The sequence below is a fragment of the Streptomyces lomondensis genome (assembly GCF_014651035.1).
GTDB classification, from domain to species: domain Bacteria; phylum Actinomycetota; class Actinomycetes; order Streptomycetales; family Streptomycetaceae; genus Streptomyces; species Streptomyces lomondensis.
The window spans coordinates 306,145-322,151 of record NZ_BMWC01000005.1 but is presented as its reverse complement, the minus strand read 5'-3'; the positions used below and the strand labels follow the sequence as shown (position 1 = coordinate 322,151).

The following is a 16,007-nucleotide window of genomic DNA, read 5'->3' as shown; positions in this document are numbered from 1 at the left end:
GAAGACGATCCCGGGCGGTCCCCGGGCCGCGAGTGACGTGGGTGAGCGCGGCCCGGGTCGGCTCGTCTCAACGCCGTAGGAGGACCCTGCGTGTGGCGCTGACGAGTCGGTGGGCCGGGCGCCGGGAGCGTGGGGTGGGGCCCGAACGCTCCTGCCACCACGCGCGCAGCTCCCGTCGTGCCTGGTCGTCCCCGGGCCGGCCGGTGTGCAGCAGGTGCTCGGCGAAGGTGAGGGCGTCGCGCCGGTAGCCGCCGGTCATCGGGTGGGTCTGGGCGTAGCCGAGGAAGGCCGGGCGGTAGTCCGCCCCGAGGATCTCCGGCAGCTCGGGCGCGACCTTCGCCACGACGTCCGCCCGCTTCGCGGCGAGCGCCCGCGCCTGGACGCCCACCCGCACCCGGTCGAACCCCTCGGGCACGGGCGTCCCGGCGACCAGCGCGGACAGCAGCGCGGCCTGCGCGAGCCCGAGCCGCTGCCGGGCGGCACCGGCGTCCGGGTGGGGCAGGCCGGAGGCGCCCCGTGTCGCCCCGGCCGCCCCGGTCTCATCGCCCTCCCGCGGGGCCCCGGGCAGGCCCGCCTCCCGTCGGGCGGCCGCCCGGCCCGCCGAGCGGAGCTCCGTCTTCACGCGCTCGACGGCCCCGGCCGCCAGGGCCCGCCGGATCGACGCCAACTCGCCCTCCAGCTCCGCCGGTTCCGGGAAGTTCTCGTCGCGTTCCAGCAGCACACCCGGCGGGGAGACGCGGGAGGCGAGGTCGGTCAGGATGTCGAGGACCGGCTCGGGCACGGGGTGGGCGTGGCTGTCGTGCCAGACGCCGTCGCGTGCGAAGCCGCCCGCGACATGGACGTAGGCGATGGCCTCCAGCGGCAGCTCGGCGAGGGCCTTGGCGGGGTCCTCGCCGCGGTTGACGTGGTTGGTGTGCAGATTGGCCACGTCGATGAGGAGACGGACCCCGGTCCGGTCGGCCAGCTCGTACAGGAACTGGCCCTCCGTCATCTCCTCGCCCGGCCAGCAGATCAGCGCGGCGATGTTCTCCACGGCCAGCGGCACCGGCAGCGCCTCCTGCGCGATGCGCACGTTCTCGCACAGCACGTCGAGGGCGTCCCGGGTCCGGGGGACGGGCAGCAGGTGGCCCGCCTCCAGCTGCGGGGACGCCGTCAGGGCGCCTCCCGCCCGGACGAACGCGATGTGCTCGGTGACCAGCGGCGAGCCCAGCGCCTCCACCCGCTCGGCCAGCGCGGCCAGACGTCCTTCGTCGGGCCGGTCCGCGCCGCCGAGGCCGAGCGAGACGCCGTGCGGTACGACGGTGACGCCGCGCTCGCGCAGCCGCCGCAGCGACTCGGGCAGATGCCCGGGGCAGACGTTCTCGGCCACGGCCTCGACCCAGTCGATGCCCGGCATGCGCTCCACGGCGTCCGCGATCTCCGGTCGCCACCCGATGCCCGTCCCCAGTCGCTCCATCGTCCCCTCCTCCGCACCGCCGGATCCTCGAACGTGAGGGGGGTATGGCCCAGGCGCCCGCCCCCGAACCCCGCCGGGGTCGCCTTCAGAGCAACATTTGAGGTTCGGCCCCACCGACGGAGGCACCGGGCTCGCGCCGGCGCCGACCGCCCGTGGCTGGTAGAGAGCCGGGCGGCGCCTACACCGCGCGCGTGGAGCGGTAGTTGAAGACCGACCAGAGGACGAACAGGCCGGTCACGATCATGATGATCGACCAGAACGGCTGGTACGGCAGCCACATGAAGTTCGCGATCAGGGCGAGGCCGACCACGACCGCGCCCACGATCCGGGCCCAGGTGGCCCCGACGAACAGGCCGAACCCGGCCGCCACGACGAGCACGCCGACGACCAGGTGGATCCAGCCCCACGCGGTCAGGTCGAACTCGAAGACGTAGTCGCCGAAGCTCGTGTACACCTCGTCGTCGGCGATCGCCGTGATGCCCTGGAGGACCGCGAAGAGGCCGTAGACGACCATCAGGGTGCCGCCGAGAGCGAGGCCCCCGGCCGCCCACGGGTCGCCGGAACCGCCCGGGCCGGGGCCGCCGGGCGTCCGGTCGTCGGGGGCGGGCGGAGCGGGGGGAGGGGGCGCGGCGCTGGTCATGGCTGCCTCCTGGGTCGGGGTTGTCCGGTAACCCCACTGGAGCACCCGTCCGCGGCCGGCGCGCCCGCGGCTACTCCGAACGGGTGGGTGCCGGGCCGCCGGTCCCGTACGGCTCCCGGCGCAGCGCCGGGTGGTCCGCGACGACCGTGCAGGAGCCGGGCGCGATCTCCGTGAACCCCGCGTCGCGGACCAACGGCAGTCCGGCGCCGGTCAGTTCGGACCAGCGGGCCGGATCGGCCGTGCGTACGGCGAGCGGGAAGCCCGCCTCGCGCCAGGCGGTCCGCTCCGCCTCGGACAGCTCCCACCAGGCCAGTTGCGCGGCGTGTCCGGCCTGGGCCATCGCCTTGCCGGCCGACATGCCGAGGTCCGGGTTGGTCCACAGCACGGGGGCGGCCGGGTCCGCCGGCAGCGGCGGCTCCGGGTCGTCCAGGTCGGTGCCGGAGACCTGGAGCCGGGCCAGGTCCTTGGGCCAGCCGTCCAGCGGGACGGGCGGGAAGACCCGTACCTCGGCCGACTTGCCGGTGACCGTGACACCGGGCAGCGCCTCCGCCCGCCGCCACTCGGCGCCGCGCGCCCGCCGCACCACCTTGCGGATCCGGGCGTCCTGCCAGTCCCGCATCGCCCGTGCCCACTCGCCGTCGCCGGCCGACCGCTCGTCGCTCAGGACCGTCAGCACGGCCCGGGCGGCCGTCTCCAGCGCGTCCGTGCGCGCCGGCGGGTCCCCCCGCTCGATCCGCACGACCAGCGGCAGGACGAACTGCGGTGCCGTGTCGCGCGCCGATGGCTCGGACCGGAAGGGGCTGTCACTCACGGGCGTCGGGTCTTGGCTCACGGAACCCAGTGTGCCAGCCGGAAGATCGTGGAGACCGGGCCCGCCCTTTCCCGCGCCGGGGAACGCGGGCCGCCGCCGCGGCGTGCGCGGCCCCGGGAGGCTGCACGGCGTCGACCCTGACGGTGGCCGGGCCGGCTCGTCCGCGGCGAAGAACGGCACGGCTGCCGCCCTCGCTCACCACCGGCCGCCGCCCTCGCTCACCACCGGCAGCTGCCGCGCTCGCGGGGCCGGGCCGCCGTCCTGCGGGGCCGGGCCGTCCTGGCCCTGCTGCTCGCGGTGCCGCTGCCCCCGGTGGCTGCCGGCTCGCCCGCCCAGGCGGGATGCAGGGCCTGATGACCGGCTCGCGGTCGGGCGCTGGGCCGCTGCCGCTGGCCCCGGGCGGGCCCGATCACTGCCGCCGGCCCCGGGCGGGGCTGATCACCGCCGCCGTGCCGGCCGGGGCCGGTGCGCTCCTCGCCCTCCGGTCAACCCGAGCAGGACGTGCGCTCGGCCTCCTGCCACTCGCAGACCGGGCAGAGCGTGATGCCCTTGTACGACTCCGGGTACTCCGTCGGCTCCCGGCACAGCACGCACTCCGCGTACGGCGGCCCGTCCGCCCGGGGCGGCCTGGTCGCGTCGATCAGGCAGTAGTCGTCCTCGCTCATACGTCCAGCGTAGGCCGGTCACGGCCGATCGCCCACGGCCCCGATCAGCTCGGAGACCTTCACGAACCGGAAGCCCTCGCGGCGCAGCCCGGGCACGATCGCGCGCACCGCCCGCTCGGTCGCCGGGGCGGCGCTGCGCGTGCAGTGCAGCACGACCACCGAGCCCGGCCGCACCCCGTCCAGCACCTGCCGGACGACCGCGTCCGCGTCAGTCTGGAACGCGTCTCCGCCGACGACGTCCCACTGCACGGCGGTCACCCCGGTCGGCGTCAGCGCCCTGAGCGCCCGCCGGTCGTAACAGCCGCCGGGGAAACGGAAGTACGGCATCGGCTCCGGCACGCCGACCCTGCGGAAGGCCGCGTACGCCCGCTCCACGTCCGACCGCATCCGCTCCTCGGACACGGTCGGCAGGCCGTAGCAGTCCGGCGTGAACGCGTAGTGGCTGTAGGAGTGGTTGGCGACCTCGAAGAGGGGGTCCCGGCCGATGGAGCGGGCCTGGTCCGGGTACTGCTCGGCCCACCGCCCGGTCATGAACACGGTGGCCGGCACCCTCAGCGCGCGCAGCGTCGCGATCAGCCGCGGATGGTCGAACCGCTCGCCCGCCGCAGCCCGCGCCCCCTGCCCGGCGGTCATGTCGGCGTCGAAGGTGAGGGCGACGGTCCTGCCGTGCGTGCGGGGGCCGTGCTCGAAGACGGGGGTCAGACCGGCGGGGCCGGGCGCCAGGGTCGGGGGCGCCGGGGCCGGGAGTCTCGACGGCGGCGCGGACACCGGCGCGGGGACGGCCTGCGGGGACCGGTCGGTCCCGCAGGCCGCGAGGGCCGCGCTCAGCGCGCACACGGCGGTGGCACGGCGGAGAAGGGTGATCACCGTATGAAGATATGAACGGGATCGTCCGCTTATGCCTGCCGGACCCGGGTGTCACCCGGCCGTCAGATGTCCCGCTGCTCCAGCGGCTTGGTCGCCGGGCCCTGGATCACCTTGCCGTTCGTGTCGAAGCGGGAGCCGTGGCAGGGGCACTCCCAGGCGCGTTCGGCGGCGTTGAAGGAGACCAGGCAGCCCAGGTGGGTGCAGCGGGCGGAGACGGCGTGGAGGGCGCCGTCGTCGTCCCGGTAGACCGCGAGGCGGTGGCCGTCCGCGCGGACCACGGCGCCCTCGCCCGGAGGCAGGGACTCCACCGGCGGCGAGGGCCGCAGCCGGTCGCCCACGAAGTGCCCCGCGACCTTGGCCTGGGTCTTCAGGAACGACGGCGCCTCCCGCACCGCGGGCTTCACCCGGCGCGGGTCGTACAGCCCGCTCCACTCGCACTCCTCGCCCATGATCTGCGCGGCGAGGAGGCGGCCCGCCATCATGCCGCCGCTCATCCCCCAGCCGCCGAAGCCGGTGGCCACATAGGCGTGCCGCGCGCCCGGGTGCAGCGGGCCGACCATCGGCACGGTGTCGGTGGGGTCGTTGTCCTGCGTGGCCCAGCGGTGGGTGACCTCCAGGTCGGGGAAGTGGCCGGTGGCCCAGGCGGTGAGGTGCTCGAACCGGGCGCGCGGGTCGCCCGTGCCGGGCGTGAAGTGCTCGCCGGTGACGATGAGCAGGCGCCGGTCGCCCTCGTGGGGCGCGGTGCGCACCGAGCGGATGCCCTCGTCGGGCGTGATGAACATGCCGTCCGGGTCCTGGTCCGCCGGGATCGTCCCGGCGACGACCAGCTCGCGGCGCGGGGACAGCCGGGCGAAGAGCAGGGCCCGGTCGAAGATCGGGTAGTGCGTGGCCACGACGACGTCCCGGGCCCGGACCGCCGCCCCGGTCGTCGTCGACAGCCGGCACGGCTCGCCCTCGTCCAGACCGAGGACGGTGGTGTCCTCGAAGATCCGCCCGCCGCGTCCGGCCAGGTCGGCGGCGAGGGCCAGCAGGTACTTGCGCGGATGGAACTGCGCCTGCCCGGTGACCCGGACCGCGCCCGCCACCGGGAAGGGCAGCCCGGTCTCCGCCACGAACGAGGCGGGCAGCCCGGCCTCGGCGGCGGCCCGCGCCTCGGCCCGCAGTTCGTCCACCCGGCCCGCGTCGCGGGCGTACGTGTAGGCGCTCCTGGTCTCCCAGTCGCAGTCGATGCCCAGCTCCTCGACGATCCCGGCCGCGCGCTCGATCGCCTCGGACTGGGAGCGGGCGTACAGCCGCGCGCCCTCGGGGCCGCGGGTGCGGCGCAGCTTGTCGTAGACGAGTGTGTGCAGGGCGGTGACCTTGGCGGTGGTGTGCCCGGTGACGCCGGCCGCGATCCGCCCGGCCTCCAGCACCGCCACGCTCCGCCCGGCCCGCGTCAGCTCCCACGCCGTGCACAGCCCGGCGATCCCGCCGCCGATCACCGCCACGTCGACGTCCAGGTCCTCCGTCAGCGCCGGGTGCCGGCCGTCCGGGGCCGTCTCGAGCCAGTACGAGCTGCTGACCTGCTGCTTCTCGCTCATGCGCCACCGAGTACCCCGGTGTGCCCGCTCTAGTGTCCGGCGTGTCGCCTCGCGGATGCGCTGTACAGAAGAGGCCGGCAGGGCTAATGTACAACCAAATGGTTGTAGATGAGTCGGGTGACGAGGCGGTGGACCGGCTGTTCCACGCCCTGGCCGACACCACCCGCCGGGACATACTGCGCCGCTGCGTGCGCGGGGAGCTGTCGGTGTCCCGGCTGGCCGAGGCCTATCCGATGAGCTTCGCCGCGGTGCAGAAGCACGTCACGGTGCTGGAGCGGGCGGGTCTCGTCACCAAGCAGCGCAGCGGACGGGAGCAGCTCGTGCGCACCGACCCCGACGCGGTGGACCGGGCGCGCCAGGCCCTCGACGAGCTCGAGTCGGCATGGCGCGGGCGGGTGGACCGGATGGCCCGGCTGCTCGCCGAGGACCCGGAAGCCGCACGGAACGACACCACGGAAGGACCCGAGAGATGAGCGTCACCAGTGTCGACAAGGACTTCGACCACCTCACCCTGACCCTGATCGCCGACTTCGCCGCCCCGGTCGAGCGCGTGTGGCAGCTGTGGGCCGACCCCCGCCAGCTGGAGCGCTGGTGGGGCCCGCCGACCTACCCGGCGACCGTCGAGCAGCACGACCTGACCCCCGGGGGAGAGGTCACCTACTTCATGACCGGTCCGGAGGGCGACCGGCACCACGGCTGGTGGCGGATCACCTCGGTCGCCGAGCCCACGTCCCTGGAGTTCACCGACGGCTTCGCCGACGACGAGGGAAAGCCCAGGGACGACATGCCGGTCAATACCGTGCGGGTACGGCTCACCGAGCACGGCGGCGGCACCCGGATGGAGATGCGCTCCCTCTTCGACTCCCGTGAGCAGATGGAGCAGGTGATCGGCATGGGCGCGGTGGAGGGCCTGACAGCGGCCGTCGGCCAGATCGACGCCCTGCTCGCCTCCTGACCGGGCCCGCGATCAGGACTGCTCCAGCAGCCGCTTCCGGCACTCCGCCACGTCGTAGTCCGGCTCCGGATACCGCGGGTCCAGCTCCCGCAGGTGCTCCAGGAGCAGCGTGCTGACCGCCCAGTTGCGGTACCACTTGTGGTCGGCCGGGACCAGGTACCAGGGCGCGTACGAGGTGCCGCAGCGCTCCAGGGCGGTCTCGTAGGCCTCCTGGTACGCGGGCCACAGGGCGCGGTCGTCGATGTCGGAGGGCGCGAACTTCCAGCGCTTCTCCGGCCTGTCGAGGCGCCTGAGCAGCCGGCGGCGCTGCTCCTCGTAGGAGAGGTGCAGGAAGCACTTGACCAGGGTCACGCCGTCGTCGGCGAGGGACTTCTCGAAGCGGTTGATCAGCTCGTAGCGGCTGTCGATCTCGGCGGCGGGGGCGAGGCCGCGGACGCGGGCGATGAGGACGTCCTCGTAGTGCGAGCGGTCGAAGATGCCCAGTTCGCCGGGGAGCGGGAGCGCCTTCTCGACGCGCCACAGGAAGGGGTGCGCGCGCTCCTCGGCGGTGGGTGCCTTGAACGCGGTGATGCGGCAGCCGGACGGGTTGAGCAGCCCGATGACGTGCTTGACCGTGCCGCCCTTACCGCTGGTGTCCATGCCCTGGAGGACCAGCAGTACCCGGCGCCGGTCGCCCGCGGTGCTCGCGGCCCACAGCCGTTCCTGGAGACCGGCGAGTTGCCCGCCGATCCGGGCCGTGGCGGCCTTGCCCGCCGCCTTGCCGCCCGGGCCGCCGGGGGTGGTGGCGGCGTCGTGGGCGGACAGGTCGACCGGCTCGCCGCCGGGCAGGCGCAGCCGCTTGCGCAACGAGGTGCTGTCCTTCCGCGCCACCGGGCCCCCTTCCGGTCCTGTGCCTCGACGGTCCGGCGGGGCCCCGGGCCGCGCACCCGGCGCCCCGGCCGGAGGCGGTCGTCCCTACCGGCGCCAGGGCCCCGTCACCGCGAACGTGGTGCCGGGCGCGTAGCAGTTGACGTACATCGTGTCGCCGTCGGGGGAGAAGGTGACCCCGGCGAACTCACCCCACTCGGGCTCTTCCGGGGTCCCGATGTTCTGCCGGTTGCGGGCCATGGCGTACACCTCGCCGCGCCTGGTCACGCCGTAGACGTGCTGGGCGCCTCCGCCGTCCTCGCAGACCATGAGGCCGCCGCTGGGCGCCAGGCAGATGTTGTCCGGCGACTCGCCCGGCATCCGCACGTCGGTGTCCGGCCCGAAGACGATGACGAGGGTCAGCCGCCGCCGGTCCGGGTCGTACCGCCAGACCTGCCCGAAGTGGTCGGCCGCCGACCCGTCCGCGCTGCGGGCGAAGGACGACACGAAGTACACCGACCGGCCGCCCCAGTAGCAGCCCTCCAGCTTCTGCGCGTGCGTGATGCCCTTGCGGCCGAAGTCCTGGAGCCGGATCGGCGTCCGCGCGGCCTGCGGGTCCGGCACGTCCACCCACTCGACGCCGTCGAACTCGGCGCCGATGTCCTGGATCGAGGACAGGTCCGGTACGCCGGGCACGCGCATGGCCTGGAGCCGCCCGCCCGCGCGCAGCGAACCCCGGCCGCCCAGCGGCCGGTCCGGCAGGAAGCGGTAGAAGAGGCCGAACGGCTTCTGGAAGGCGTCCTCCGTCTCGTACACCACGCCCCGCCGGGGGTCGACGGCGATCGCCTCGTGCGGGAAGCGGCCCATCGCGGTCAGCGGTACGGCTCCGGTGCGGCGCGGGTCGACCGGGTCGACCTCGAAGATGAAGCCGTGGTCCTTGGCGTAGCCGTTGGTGCCCGCCTTGTCCTCGGTCTCCTCGCAGGTCAGCCAGGTGCCCCACGGGGTGGGTCCGCCCGCGCAGTTCACGGCCGTGCCGGCGAGCGAGACGCGTTCGGAGAGCACGTGGTTGCGGGAGTCCAGCGTCAGGGTGGTGCAGCCGCCCTTGCCGACCGGGTCGTACGTCAGGCCCTCGACCGCGGGGACCGGGCCCTTGCCGTCGGCGCGGTTCTCGTGGTTGCGGACCAGGTGGACCCGGCCGCCGCCGCCCGCGAAGGCCGCCATGCCGTCGTGGTGGGAGGGGACGTCGCCCTCGCCGGAGCGGAGCGGGTCTCCCTCGCGGGAGAGGACCCGGTAGCGGAAACCTTCCGGCAGGTCGAGCAGGTCCTTCGGGTCGGGGACGAGCGGGCCGTAGCCGGTGCGGCCGAGGTTCTGCGCGGCGGCGGTGCCGGCGAAGAGTTCGGAGAGGGCGCCGGAGAACGCGATCCCGACGCCCAGGGCACCCGTCCCGGCGAGCACCTGACGGCGTGTGGCGGAACGACCGGTTATGGTCATGAGGAAACCTTCCTGCTGGCGGACAGGAACTGTGATCCCGCTGTGTCTACCACCTGGTGCGGACGGCGGGAACCACGCGCGTGGCACGGGTCACTGCTCGACCGCGTGCCGCAGCTCCTCCATGGCCTCCTGGGCCTGTTCCACATCGGCGACGGCGTCTTCCGCGGAGGTCTGCCGGCCTGCCTCATGGCTCTCATGGCCCCTCTCCAGGAACCGGAGCAGCTCCACCGGGATGGGCAGCACCAGCGTGGAGTTCTTCTCCGCCGCCACCGCCATCACGGTCTGGAGCAGCCGGAGCTGGAGCGCCGAGGGCGTGTCCGCCATCTGGTGGGCGGCCTGGGCCAGCTTCTTCGACGCCTGGTACTCCGCGTCGGCGTTGATCAGACGGGCCCGCCGCTCACGGTCGGCCTCGGCCTGGCGGGCCATGGAGCGCTTCATGGTGTCCGGCAGGGAGACGTCCTTGATCTCCACGCGGTCGATGGTCACGCCCCACTCCACCGCCGGGCTGTCGATCATCAGCTCCAGGCCCTGGTTGAGCTTCTCCCGGTTGGACAGCAGGTCGTCCAGCTCGCTCTTGCCGATGATCGAGCGCAGCGAGGTCTGCGCCATCTGCGAGACGGCGAAGCGGTAGTCCTCGACGTTGACGATCGCCGCCGACGGGTCCACGACCTTGAAGTACACCACCGCGTCGACCCGCACGGTCACGTTGTCGCGGGTGATGCCCTCCTGGGCGGGCACGGGCATGGTCACGATCTGCATGTTGACCTTGCGCAGCCGGTCCACCACGGGGACGACGAGGTTGAACCCGGGCCGCCGCACCTCCCCGTGCAGGCGCCCGAGCCGGAAGACGACCCCGCGCTCGTACTGCTTGACGATCCGTGCCGCCGAAGCCAGGTACACGAAGCCACCGGCCCCGGCCGCCGCCACGGCCCCGATCAGCTCTTCGACCATGCCGACCTCCCCGTCAGAGGTCCTGATTCGTCTGTTCCTGTAACGATATGCCTGGAACAGGGTGCGGGGCCATGCCGCGGCGTCCCGGCAGGCCGGGGCATGCGAAAGGCCGGGGCGCGCATGGTGTGCGCGCCCCGGCCCAGGGGTGCCGGTGTTCCGGTGGGCGGACTAGGCGGCCGTGACCTTCTCGGCCTCCGGCGACGCCTCGGGCTCCGTGACCTTCACCGGCTCGGTGCCCGTCGCGCTGTGGCGTTCGGCCCAGCTCTCCAGGGCCGTGCGGCAGGCGTGGTCGAGGTGGTGCAGACCCGAGAGGTCCAGCTCGACCGGGCGGTCCTGGGGCAGCGCCTCCAGGCTGTCGAGGATCTTCGGCAGCCGCAGGAAGGTGGCGTTGCCCGACAGGTACGCCTGGATCGGGCCGGCGCCCTTGTCGATGACCTCCAGCTTGACGTGCGAGGCCTCCCAGGCGGTCTTGACAACCGACAGGGCCAGACCGATGAGCACGCCCTCGAACATGTTCACCGCGACGATCGACACGGCGGTGACGACCAGGATGAAGGCCTCACCCTTGTGAGCCCGCCACAGCGCCGTGATCTGGCGGAACGGGATCAGCTTCCAGCCCGCGTGGACGAGGATGCCGGCCAGGGCGGGGATCGGGATCAGCGCCAGGGCCCACGGCATCGCGGCGGCGAACAGCAGCAGCCACACGCCGTGCAGCACACGCGAGGCCTTGGTCTTCGCGCCCGCCGCCACGTTGGCGGAGCTGCGCACGATGACCGCGGTCATCGGCAGCGCGCCGAGCAGACCGCACAGGGTGTTGCCCGCGCCCTGGGCGACCATCTCCTTGTTGTACTCGGTGCGCGGACCGTCGTGCAGCCGGTCCACGGCCGCCGCGCTGAACAGGGACTCGGCCGAGGCGATCAGCGCGAACGCGATGATGGTGCCCCAGATGGCCGGGCCGGCCAGCTCGCCGAAGGCCTCGGCCCCGGGCGGCTGGATGACGCCGAGCAGACCCTCCACCTGGACGGTGGCGACCGGCAGGCTGAAGGCGAGCGTGGCGACCGTGGCCAGGACGACCGCCGCGAGGGCGCCGGGCACGGTCTGCACGGCCTTCGGCAGCTTCTTCCACAGCACGATGACGGCGATGGTGCCCGCGCCGATCGCGAGGGAGATCAGGGCCGTGGTGCTGCCGAGCGCGTCGGCGAACGCCCCGGGCAGACCCGCGATCTTGCCGATACCGGAATCCGGCGCCTTCAGGCCCGCCGCCGCGTAGATCTGCCCGGCGATGATCACCAGGCCGATACCGCAGAGCATGCCCTCGACGACCGAGACGGATATCGCCCTGAACCAGCGGCCGATCCCGAGGAAGCCCATGGCGAGCTGGAGCAGGCCGGCGATCAGCACGATCACGCCGAGCGTGCCCACCCCGAACTCGCTGACGGCCTCGAAGACCAGCACGGTGAGACCGGCGGCGGGCCCGGAGACCTGAAGGCTGCTGCCGGGCATGAGCCCGGTGACGATGCCGCCCACGATGCCGGTGATGAGGCCGAGTTCGGCGGGGACGCCGGAGGCGACCGCCACGCCGACGCACAGCGGCACGGCGACCAGGAAGACGACGATGGAGGCGAGGAAGTCCTGCCTCAGGTAAGGGAACTTCGACAGCATGGTCACCAGCCCCCTCAGAGCGTCTCGAACGTGTCGGACTCCGCGCGGTGTTCCCGCACGACGCCGGTGTGGACCTCGTAGTACCAGCCGTGCAGCTGGAGTTCACCCGCTTCCAGGCGCTTTTCGATGCACGGGTAGGAGCGCAGCCGCTCCAACTGGGCGAGGACGTGGTTCTGCACGGCCTCGGCGACCGTCGGGTCGGCGGGGTCGGAGCACTTGGGCTCGTCCGCGGCGTGGGCGAGCCAGTCGCGCACGGCGGGTACCGCGGTGAGGTCGTCGTGGCGCACCACCGCGCCGACGGCGCCGCAGTGCGAGTGGCCGCAGACCACGACGTGCTTGACGCCGAGGACCTGCACGGCGTACTCGATCGTGGCCGCCTCGCCGGTCGGGGTGGCCGAGGCGTACGGCGGGACGACGTTGCCGGCGGTGCGCAGCTCGAAGAGCTCGCCGGGCCGGGCGCCCGTGATCAGGGCCGGTACGACCCTGGAGTCGGCGCAGGTGATGAACAGGACATCGGGGGACTGTCCCTTGGCGAGGTGAGCGAACTCCTCAGGGCGCTGTCCGAACATGCGGGCGTTGTCGATGAGGGGCTGCATGATGTGGTGACTCCTCCTGGCGCGCAGTGGGGGCGCGTCGGACGGGCATGACAAAGGGGTGGGGGGAACTGCTCTGCACTCAGCAGCGGAAGACCTGCAGTGCTGCCGGAGTGTGCGACGCCGAGGATCTCGACGCGCGTTGGTGCGCCGCGCCGGCTCTGACCGGTTCGTCTGCCGTCGGCTGGATGTGCTTCAGCAGCGGCCGCTCGGGCGCTGAGGGCGCGGAGTCGGCGGCGTGAAACCGGTCGCGGGTCCGCAGGGGACCGGTCGGGTCCCCGTGGTGTGCGGCGCGGCAGGGGGCGATCTCATCGCGCAGTGCCTTGCCGGAGAGCTTGGTTCCGGGGCGCGAGGTCTTGCCCGAGGGCTTGGTTCCGGGCTGAGCCTTGGCCTCAGCCTGACTCGGCGTATGCGCGGATGCGAAGGACGCTGTCGGCGCGAAGAACTGAAGGGCGAGCAGGACGGCGGCGAGGATCGAAACCACGGTCCGTGCCGTCGTACCTCGGAACATGCGCCCCCCTTCAGGCGATTCACACGTCTAGCGGAGACCAACGCTTAGTCAATGGCTGGTCAAGAAACACGTTAACCCTGCAAAGTCGTTTGCAGGGTTAACTTAACGTTTCAAGCTGAAGAGAGCCTGAAAACCGTAGGTGTGATGGCTTGAATCAGCCCTTGCCGCAGGGCGGTTGGCGCGATATTGGGGTGGTGTCTACCGGGCGTTCGCCAGGTTGCCCGCGTCGCGGGCCAGGGCGGTGAGCCGGGAGATGGCCCGGAAGTACTTCTTGCGGTAGCCGCCGTTCAGCATCTCCTCGCTGAACAGCTGGTCGAAGGGCAGGCCCGAGGCCATCACGGGCACCTCGCGGTCGTAGAGCCGGTCGGCGAGCACGACGAGCCTCAGGGCCGTCGACTGGTCGGGAACCGGCCGCACTCCGGTGAGGCACACGGCCCTGATTCCGTCGGTCAGGGCGCCGTACCGGCTGGGGTGGACCCGGGCGAGGTGCTCCAGGAGGGGCGAGAACGCGTCGAGGGAGGCGCCCTCGGTGGCGTGCGCCGTCCTCGTCACCTCTTCGTCGGAGTACGGCGGCGGCGCCTCGGGCAGGCCGCGGTGGCGGTAGTCCTCGCCGTCGATGCGCAGGGCGCGGAAGTGGGCGGACAGACCCTGGATCTCGCGCAGGAAGTCGGCCGCGGCGAACCGGCCCTCGCCGAGCTTGCCGGGCAGCGTGTTGGAGGTGGCGGCGAGCGCGACGCCCGCGTCGACGAGCTTGCCGAGCAGGGTGGAGACCAGGACGGTGTCGCCGGGGTCGTCGAGCTCGAACTCGTCGATGCACAGCAGGCGGTGGCCGGACAGCGTCTGGACCGTCTTCTGGAACCCGAGGGCGCCGACCAGGTTGGTCAGCTCCACGAACGTGCCGAACGCCTTGAGCGCGGGCTCGGCCGGGGTGGCGTGCCAGAGGGAGGCCAGCAGGTGGGTCTTGCCGACGCCGTAGCCGCCGTCGAGGTAGACGCCGCGCGGGCCGGAGGGGGCCTTCTTCGCCGCCTTGCCGAAACCGAACAGCCGCCGCCGGCCCGGGTCGGCGGACCCGCCGAGCCCTGCCGCGAAGCCCTCCAGGACCTTGACGGCCTCGGTCTGGCTGGGCTGGTTCGGGTCCGGGATGTACGTGCTGAAGCGGACGGAGTCGAACCGCGGCGGCGGCACCATCTCGGCGACCAGCCGGTCCGCGGGCACGTGCGGCTCACGGGCGCACAGGGACAGCGGGCCGGGGTCGGTCATGGGGCCGGTACCGGACGGGGCGGGGGAAGAGGACACGGTTCACCATGCTACGGGGCGTGGAACACTGCACGGCATGCGACGTCTGTTCCCTGTGACCGATGAAACAGCAGCTCCGGCCCCGGGCGGTGCGCCCGGTGAGGGTGCGGCGGGGCGGGAGTGGAGCCTGGCCGAGCTGGCCGCCGCGTACGCCTATCCCGAGCAGGGATCCGGGGGGCCGGTGTCGTGGCTGCGGGCCAACATGGTGTCCACGCTGGACGGGGCCGCCCAGCACGACGGCCGCTCGCAGCCCATCTCCAGCGCGACCGACATGCGGATCTTCGGCACGCTGCGGGCACTGGCGGACGTCGTGGTCGTCGGGGCCGAGACGGTACGCCGGGAGGGGTACCGGCCGGCCCGCGCGCGTGCCGACTTCGCGGCGCTGCGGGAGGCGGCCGGGCAGACGCCCGCACCCGCCATCGCGGTGGTCACCGCCAGCCTGGACCTCGACTTCTCGCTCCCGCTGTTCACCTCGCCCCTGGTGCCCACCCTGGTCCTCACGGGAGCCTCGGCCGCCCCGGACCGCCTCGCCACCGCCGAGAAGTCGGGTGCGCGGGTGGTGATCGCCGGGGACGGCATCGGCGTGGACCCCGTCCGTGCCGTCCAGGCCCTCGCCGGTCTCGGCCACACCCGGCTGCTGACCGAGGGCGGCCCGCGGCTGCTGGGCCAGCTGGTGGCGGCCGGCGTGCTCGACGAGCTGTGCCTGACCGTCTCCCCGATGCTCACCGCGGGCGACGCGCAGCGCATCGCCGGAGGGCCCGCCGTCACGGTCCCGCACCGCTTCACGCTGCTGTCGATGCTGGAGGAGGACGGTTTCCTCTTCACACGGTACGGACGGTCCTGACGTACTGAACCCGCCGGAGGCGGGGTACAAGGTGCCGGCGGCGGGGGAAGTCCGACCGGCCGGTACGTCCGGAAACGGGGCCGATGGTCACAACCGGTCCGTTAATCGGCGGAATATGCCGTTCCGTTTGGTTTCCGGAGGGCACACTGGATCCGGCAGTACCCGTGCGAACGCGGGGCAGGATGGTTTACGCAGGGCCCGGCGCGGCCCACGGAGGAGTGGGGCCACAGGCCCCCGGAGCAGAAGGGGCGCCTGGTGTTCACAAGCGTATTGATGATCGAGAAGGCCCTGACGTCCGCCGACGTGGAGTTCGTCACGACCTTGCACGGGGAGGAGGAGGTCTCCTTCCAGGTGCTGCTCCAGCCGCGCGGCGAGCAGGCGGACCGGCTGCTGCGGGCCATCGACGACGTCGCCCTCGGCGAACTCGACGAGGCCGTGCGCGAGGGGGAGACGCCGGAGGGGGAGGAGGCGCTGAGCGTGGGGCAGCGGGCGCTGGAGGTGTCCCTCGCCGCGCTGCGGGCCTCCGGCAGCAGGGCGGAGGGGCGGTTGATCGAGGATCATCCGCTGGACGCGCTGAAGTCCCTGGTGGAGGAGGTCGACGCGGACGAGGTCATCGTGCTGACCGATCCCCACTATGTGGAGGAGTTCTTCCATCGGGACTGGGCGTCTCGGGCTCGGCACAAGGTGGGGGTGCCGGTGTTGAAGCTGTTTTCGCACAGTAAGGCGTAGTTCGTCGGGTGCCGGTTGTGGGTGGTTGCTCGCGCCCCGCGGCGGAGCCGCATATCGATGCAGCCCCGCGCCCCTGAAGGGTTGGCACAGTCCTGCGTGCTCCTGAAATA

General features: G+C 73.0%; 17 protein-coding genes. 4 read left to right on the top strand and 13 right to left on the bottom strand.

Translation table 11 applies throughout. The features are described from left to right. Positions 1-67 precede the first annotated feature (67 nt). The 6 genes from IE255_RS19745 to IE255_RS19720 form a co-directional block, all read right to left on the bottom strand. Complete coding sequence (locus tag IE255_RS19745; protein ID WP_190051640.1) at positions 68-1,456, bottom strand: MbnB/TglH/ChrH family RiPP precursor modification enzyme; 1,389 nt, start codon at positions 1,454-1,456, stop codon at positions 68-70. A 178-nt stretch (positions 1,457-1,634) separates the two neighbouring features. Beyond that, positions 1,635-2,096 (bottom strand): DUF7144 family membrane protein, encoded by a 462-nt coding sequence (locus IE255_RS19740; protein ID WP_190051639.1) that lies wholly within the window; start codon positions 2,094-2,096, stop codon positions 1,635-1,637. A 70-nt stretch (positions 2,097-2,166) separates the two neighbouring features. Further along, positions 2,167-2,928 (bottom strand): peptidyl-tRNA hydrolase, encoded by a 762-nt coding sequence (locus IE255_RS19735; protein WP_190051638.1) that lies wholly within the window; start codon positions 2,926-2,928, stop codon positions 2,167-2,169. 464 nt (positions 2,929-3,392) lie between these two features. Continuing rightward, on the bottom strand, positions 3,393-3,572 hold the full coding sequence (locus IE255_RS19730) for a hypothetical protein (protein WP_190051637.1): 180 nt from the start codon (positions 3,570-3,572) through the stop codon (positions 3,393-3,395). Positions 3,573-3,590: 18 nt separating this feature from the next. Further along, a complete protein-coding gene (locus tag IE255_RS19725; RefSeq protein WP_190051636.1) occupies positions 3,591-4,439 on the bottom strand; it encodes a polysaccharide deacetylase family protein in 849 nt (282 codons plus the stop codon). A gap of 62 nt (positions 4,440-4,501) precedes the next feature. Beyond that, on the bottom strand, positions 4,502-6,019 hold the full coding sequence (locus IE255_RS19720) for an FAD-dependent oxidoreductase (RefSeq protein WP_190051635.1): 1,518 nt from the start codon (positions 6,017-6,019) through the stop codon (positions 4,502-4,504). Positions 6,020-6,117: 98 nt separating this feature from the next. Between IE255_RS19720 and IE255_RS19715 the strand changes: the two genes are divergently transcribed. After that, positions 6,118-6,492: an ArsR/SmtB family transcription factor gene (locus IE255_RS19715; RefSeq protein WP_190051634.1), complete on the top strand. Its 375-nt coding sequence runs from the start codon at positions 6,118-6,120 to the stop codon at positions 6,490-6,492. Next, positions 6,489-6,974 carry an SRPBCC family protein gene (locus IE255_RS19710; RefSeq protein ID WP_190051633.1) on the top strand — a complete coding sequence of 162 codons (486 nt, stop codon included), beginning with the start codon at positions 6,489-6,491 and terminating at the stop codon, positions 6,972-6,974. Before IE255_RS19715 ends, IE255_RS19710 begins: the two co-directional genes overlap by 4 nt. A 12-nt stretch (positions 6,975-6,986) precedes the next feature. Here the strand turns inward: IE255_RS19710 and IE255_RS19705 are convergent, their stop codons facing one another. The 7 genes from IE255_RS19705 to zapE all read right to left on the bottom strand — a co-directional run bounded on the left by IE255_RS19705 (position 6,987) and on the right by zapE (position 14,288). Then, on the bottom strand, positions 6,987-7,844 hold the full coding sequence (locus tag IE255_RS19705) for a PPK2 family polyphosphate kinase (protein ID WP_190051632.1): 858 nt from the start codon (positions 7,842-7,844) through the stop codon (positions 6,987-6,989). A gap of 84 nt (positions 7,845-7,928) precedes the next feature. Further along, positions 7,929-9,311: an alkaline phosphatase PhoX gene (locus IE255_RS19700; protein WP_190051631.1), complete on the bottom strand. Its 1,383-nt coding sequence runs from the start codon at positions 9,309-9,311 to the stop codon at positions 7,929-7,931. A 90-nt stretch (positions 9,312-9,401) separates the two neighbouring features. Further along, positions 9,402-10,262, bottom strand: coding sequence for a slipin family protein (locus IE255_RS19695; RefSeq protein ID WP_190051630.1), 861 nt, complete (start codon positions 10,260-10,262; stop codon positions 9,402-9,404). A 168-nt stretch (positions 10,263-10,430) separates the two neighbouring features. Beyond that, complete coding sequence (locus tag IE255_RS19690; RefSeq protein ID WP_190051629.1) at positions 10,431-11,924, bottom strand: SulP family inorganic anion transporter; 1,494 nt, start codon at positions 11,922-11,924, stop codon at positions 10,431-10,433. 14 nt (positions 11,925-11,938) lie between these two features. Next, on the bottom strand, positions 11,939-12,520 hold the full coding sequence (locus tag IE255_RS19685) for a carbonic anhydrase (protein WP_190051628.1): 582 nt from the start codon (positions 12,518-12,520) through the stop codon (positions 11,939-11,941). Positions 12,521-12,599: 79 nt separating this feature from the next. Beyond that, positions 12,600-13,028 carry a hypothetical protein gene (locus IE255_RS19680; RefSeq protein ID WP_190051627.1) on the bottom strand — a complete coding sequence of 143 codons (429 nt, stop codon included), beginning with the start codon at positions 13,026-13,028 and terminating at the stop codon, positions 12,600-12,602. A 198-nt stretch (positions 13,029-13,226) separates the two neighbouring features. Further along, on the bottom strand, positions 13,227-14,288 hold the full coding sequence (gene zapE, locus IE255_RS19675) for a cell division protein ZapE (RefSeq protein WP_267974422.1): 1,062 nt from the start codon (positions 14,286-14,288) through the stop codon (positions 13,227-13,229). Between the two features lie 73 nt (positions 14,289-14,361). On the opposite strand from zapE, the gene IE255_RS19670 reads away from it, so the two are divergent. Continuing rightward, on the top strand, positions 14,362-15,168 hold the full coding sequence (locus tag IE255_RS19670) for a pyrimidine reductase family protein (protein ID WP_229906489.1): 807 nt from the start codon (positions 14,362-14,364) through the stop codon (positions 15,166-15,168). A gap of 255 nt (positions 15,169-15,423) precedes the next feature. Further along, positions 15,424-15,897, top strand: a complete 474-nt coding sequence (locus IE255_RS19665; protein ID WP_190051624.1) for an indole-3-glycerol phosphate synthase — start codon at positions 15,424-15,426, stop codon at positions 15,895-15,897. Positions 15,898-16,007: the final 110 nt, after the last annotated feature.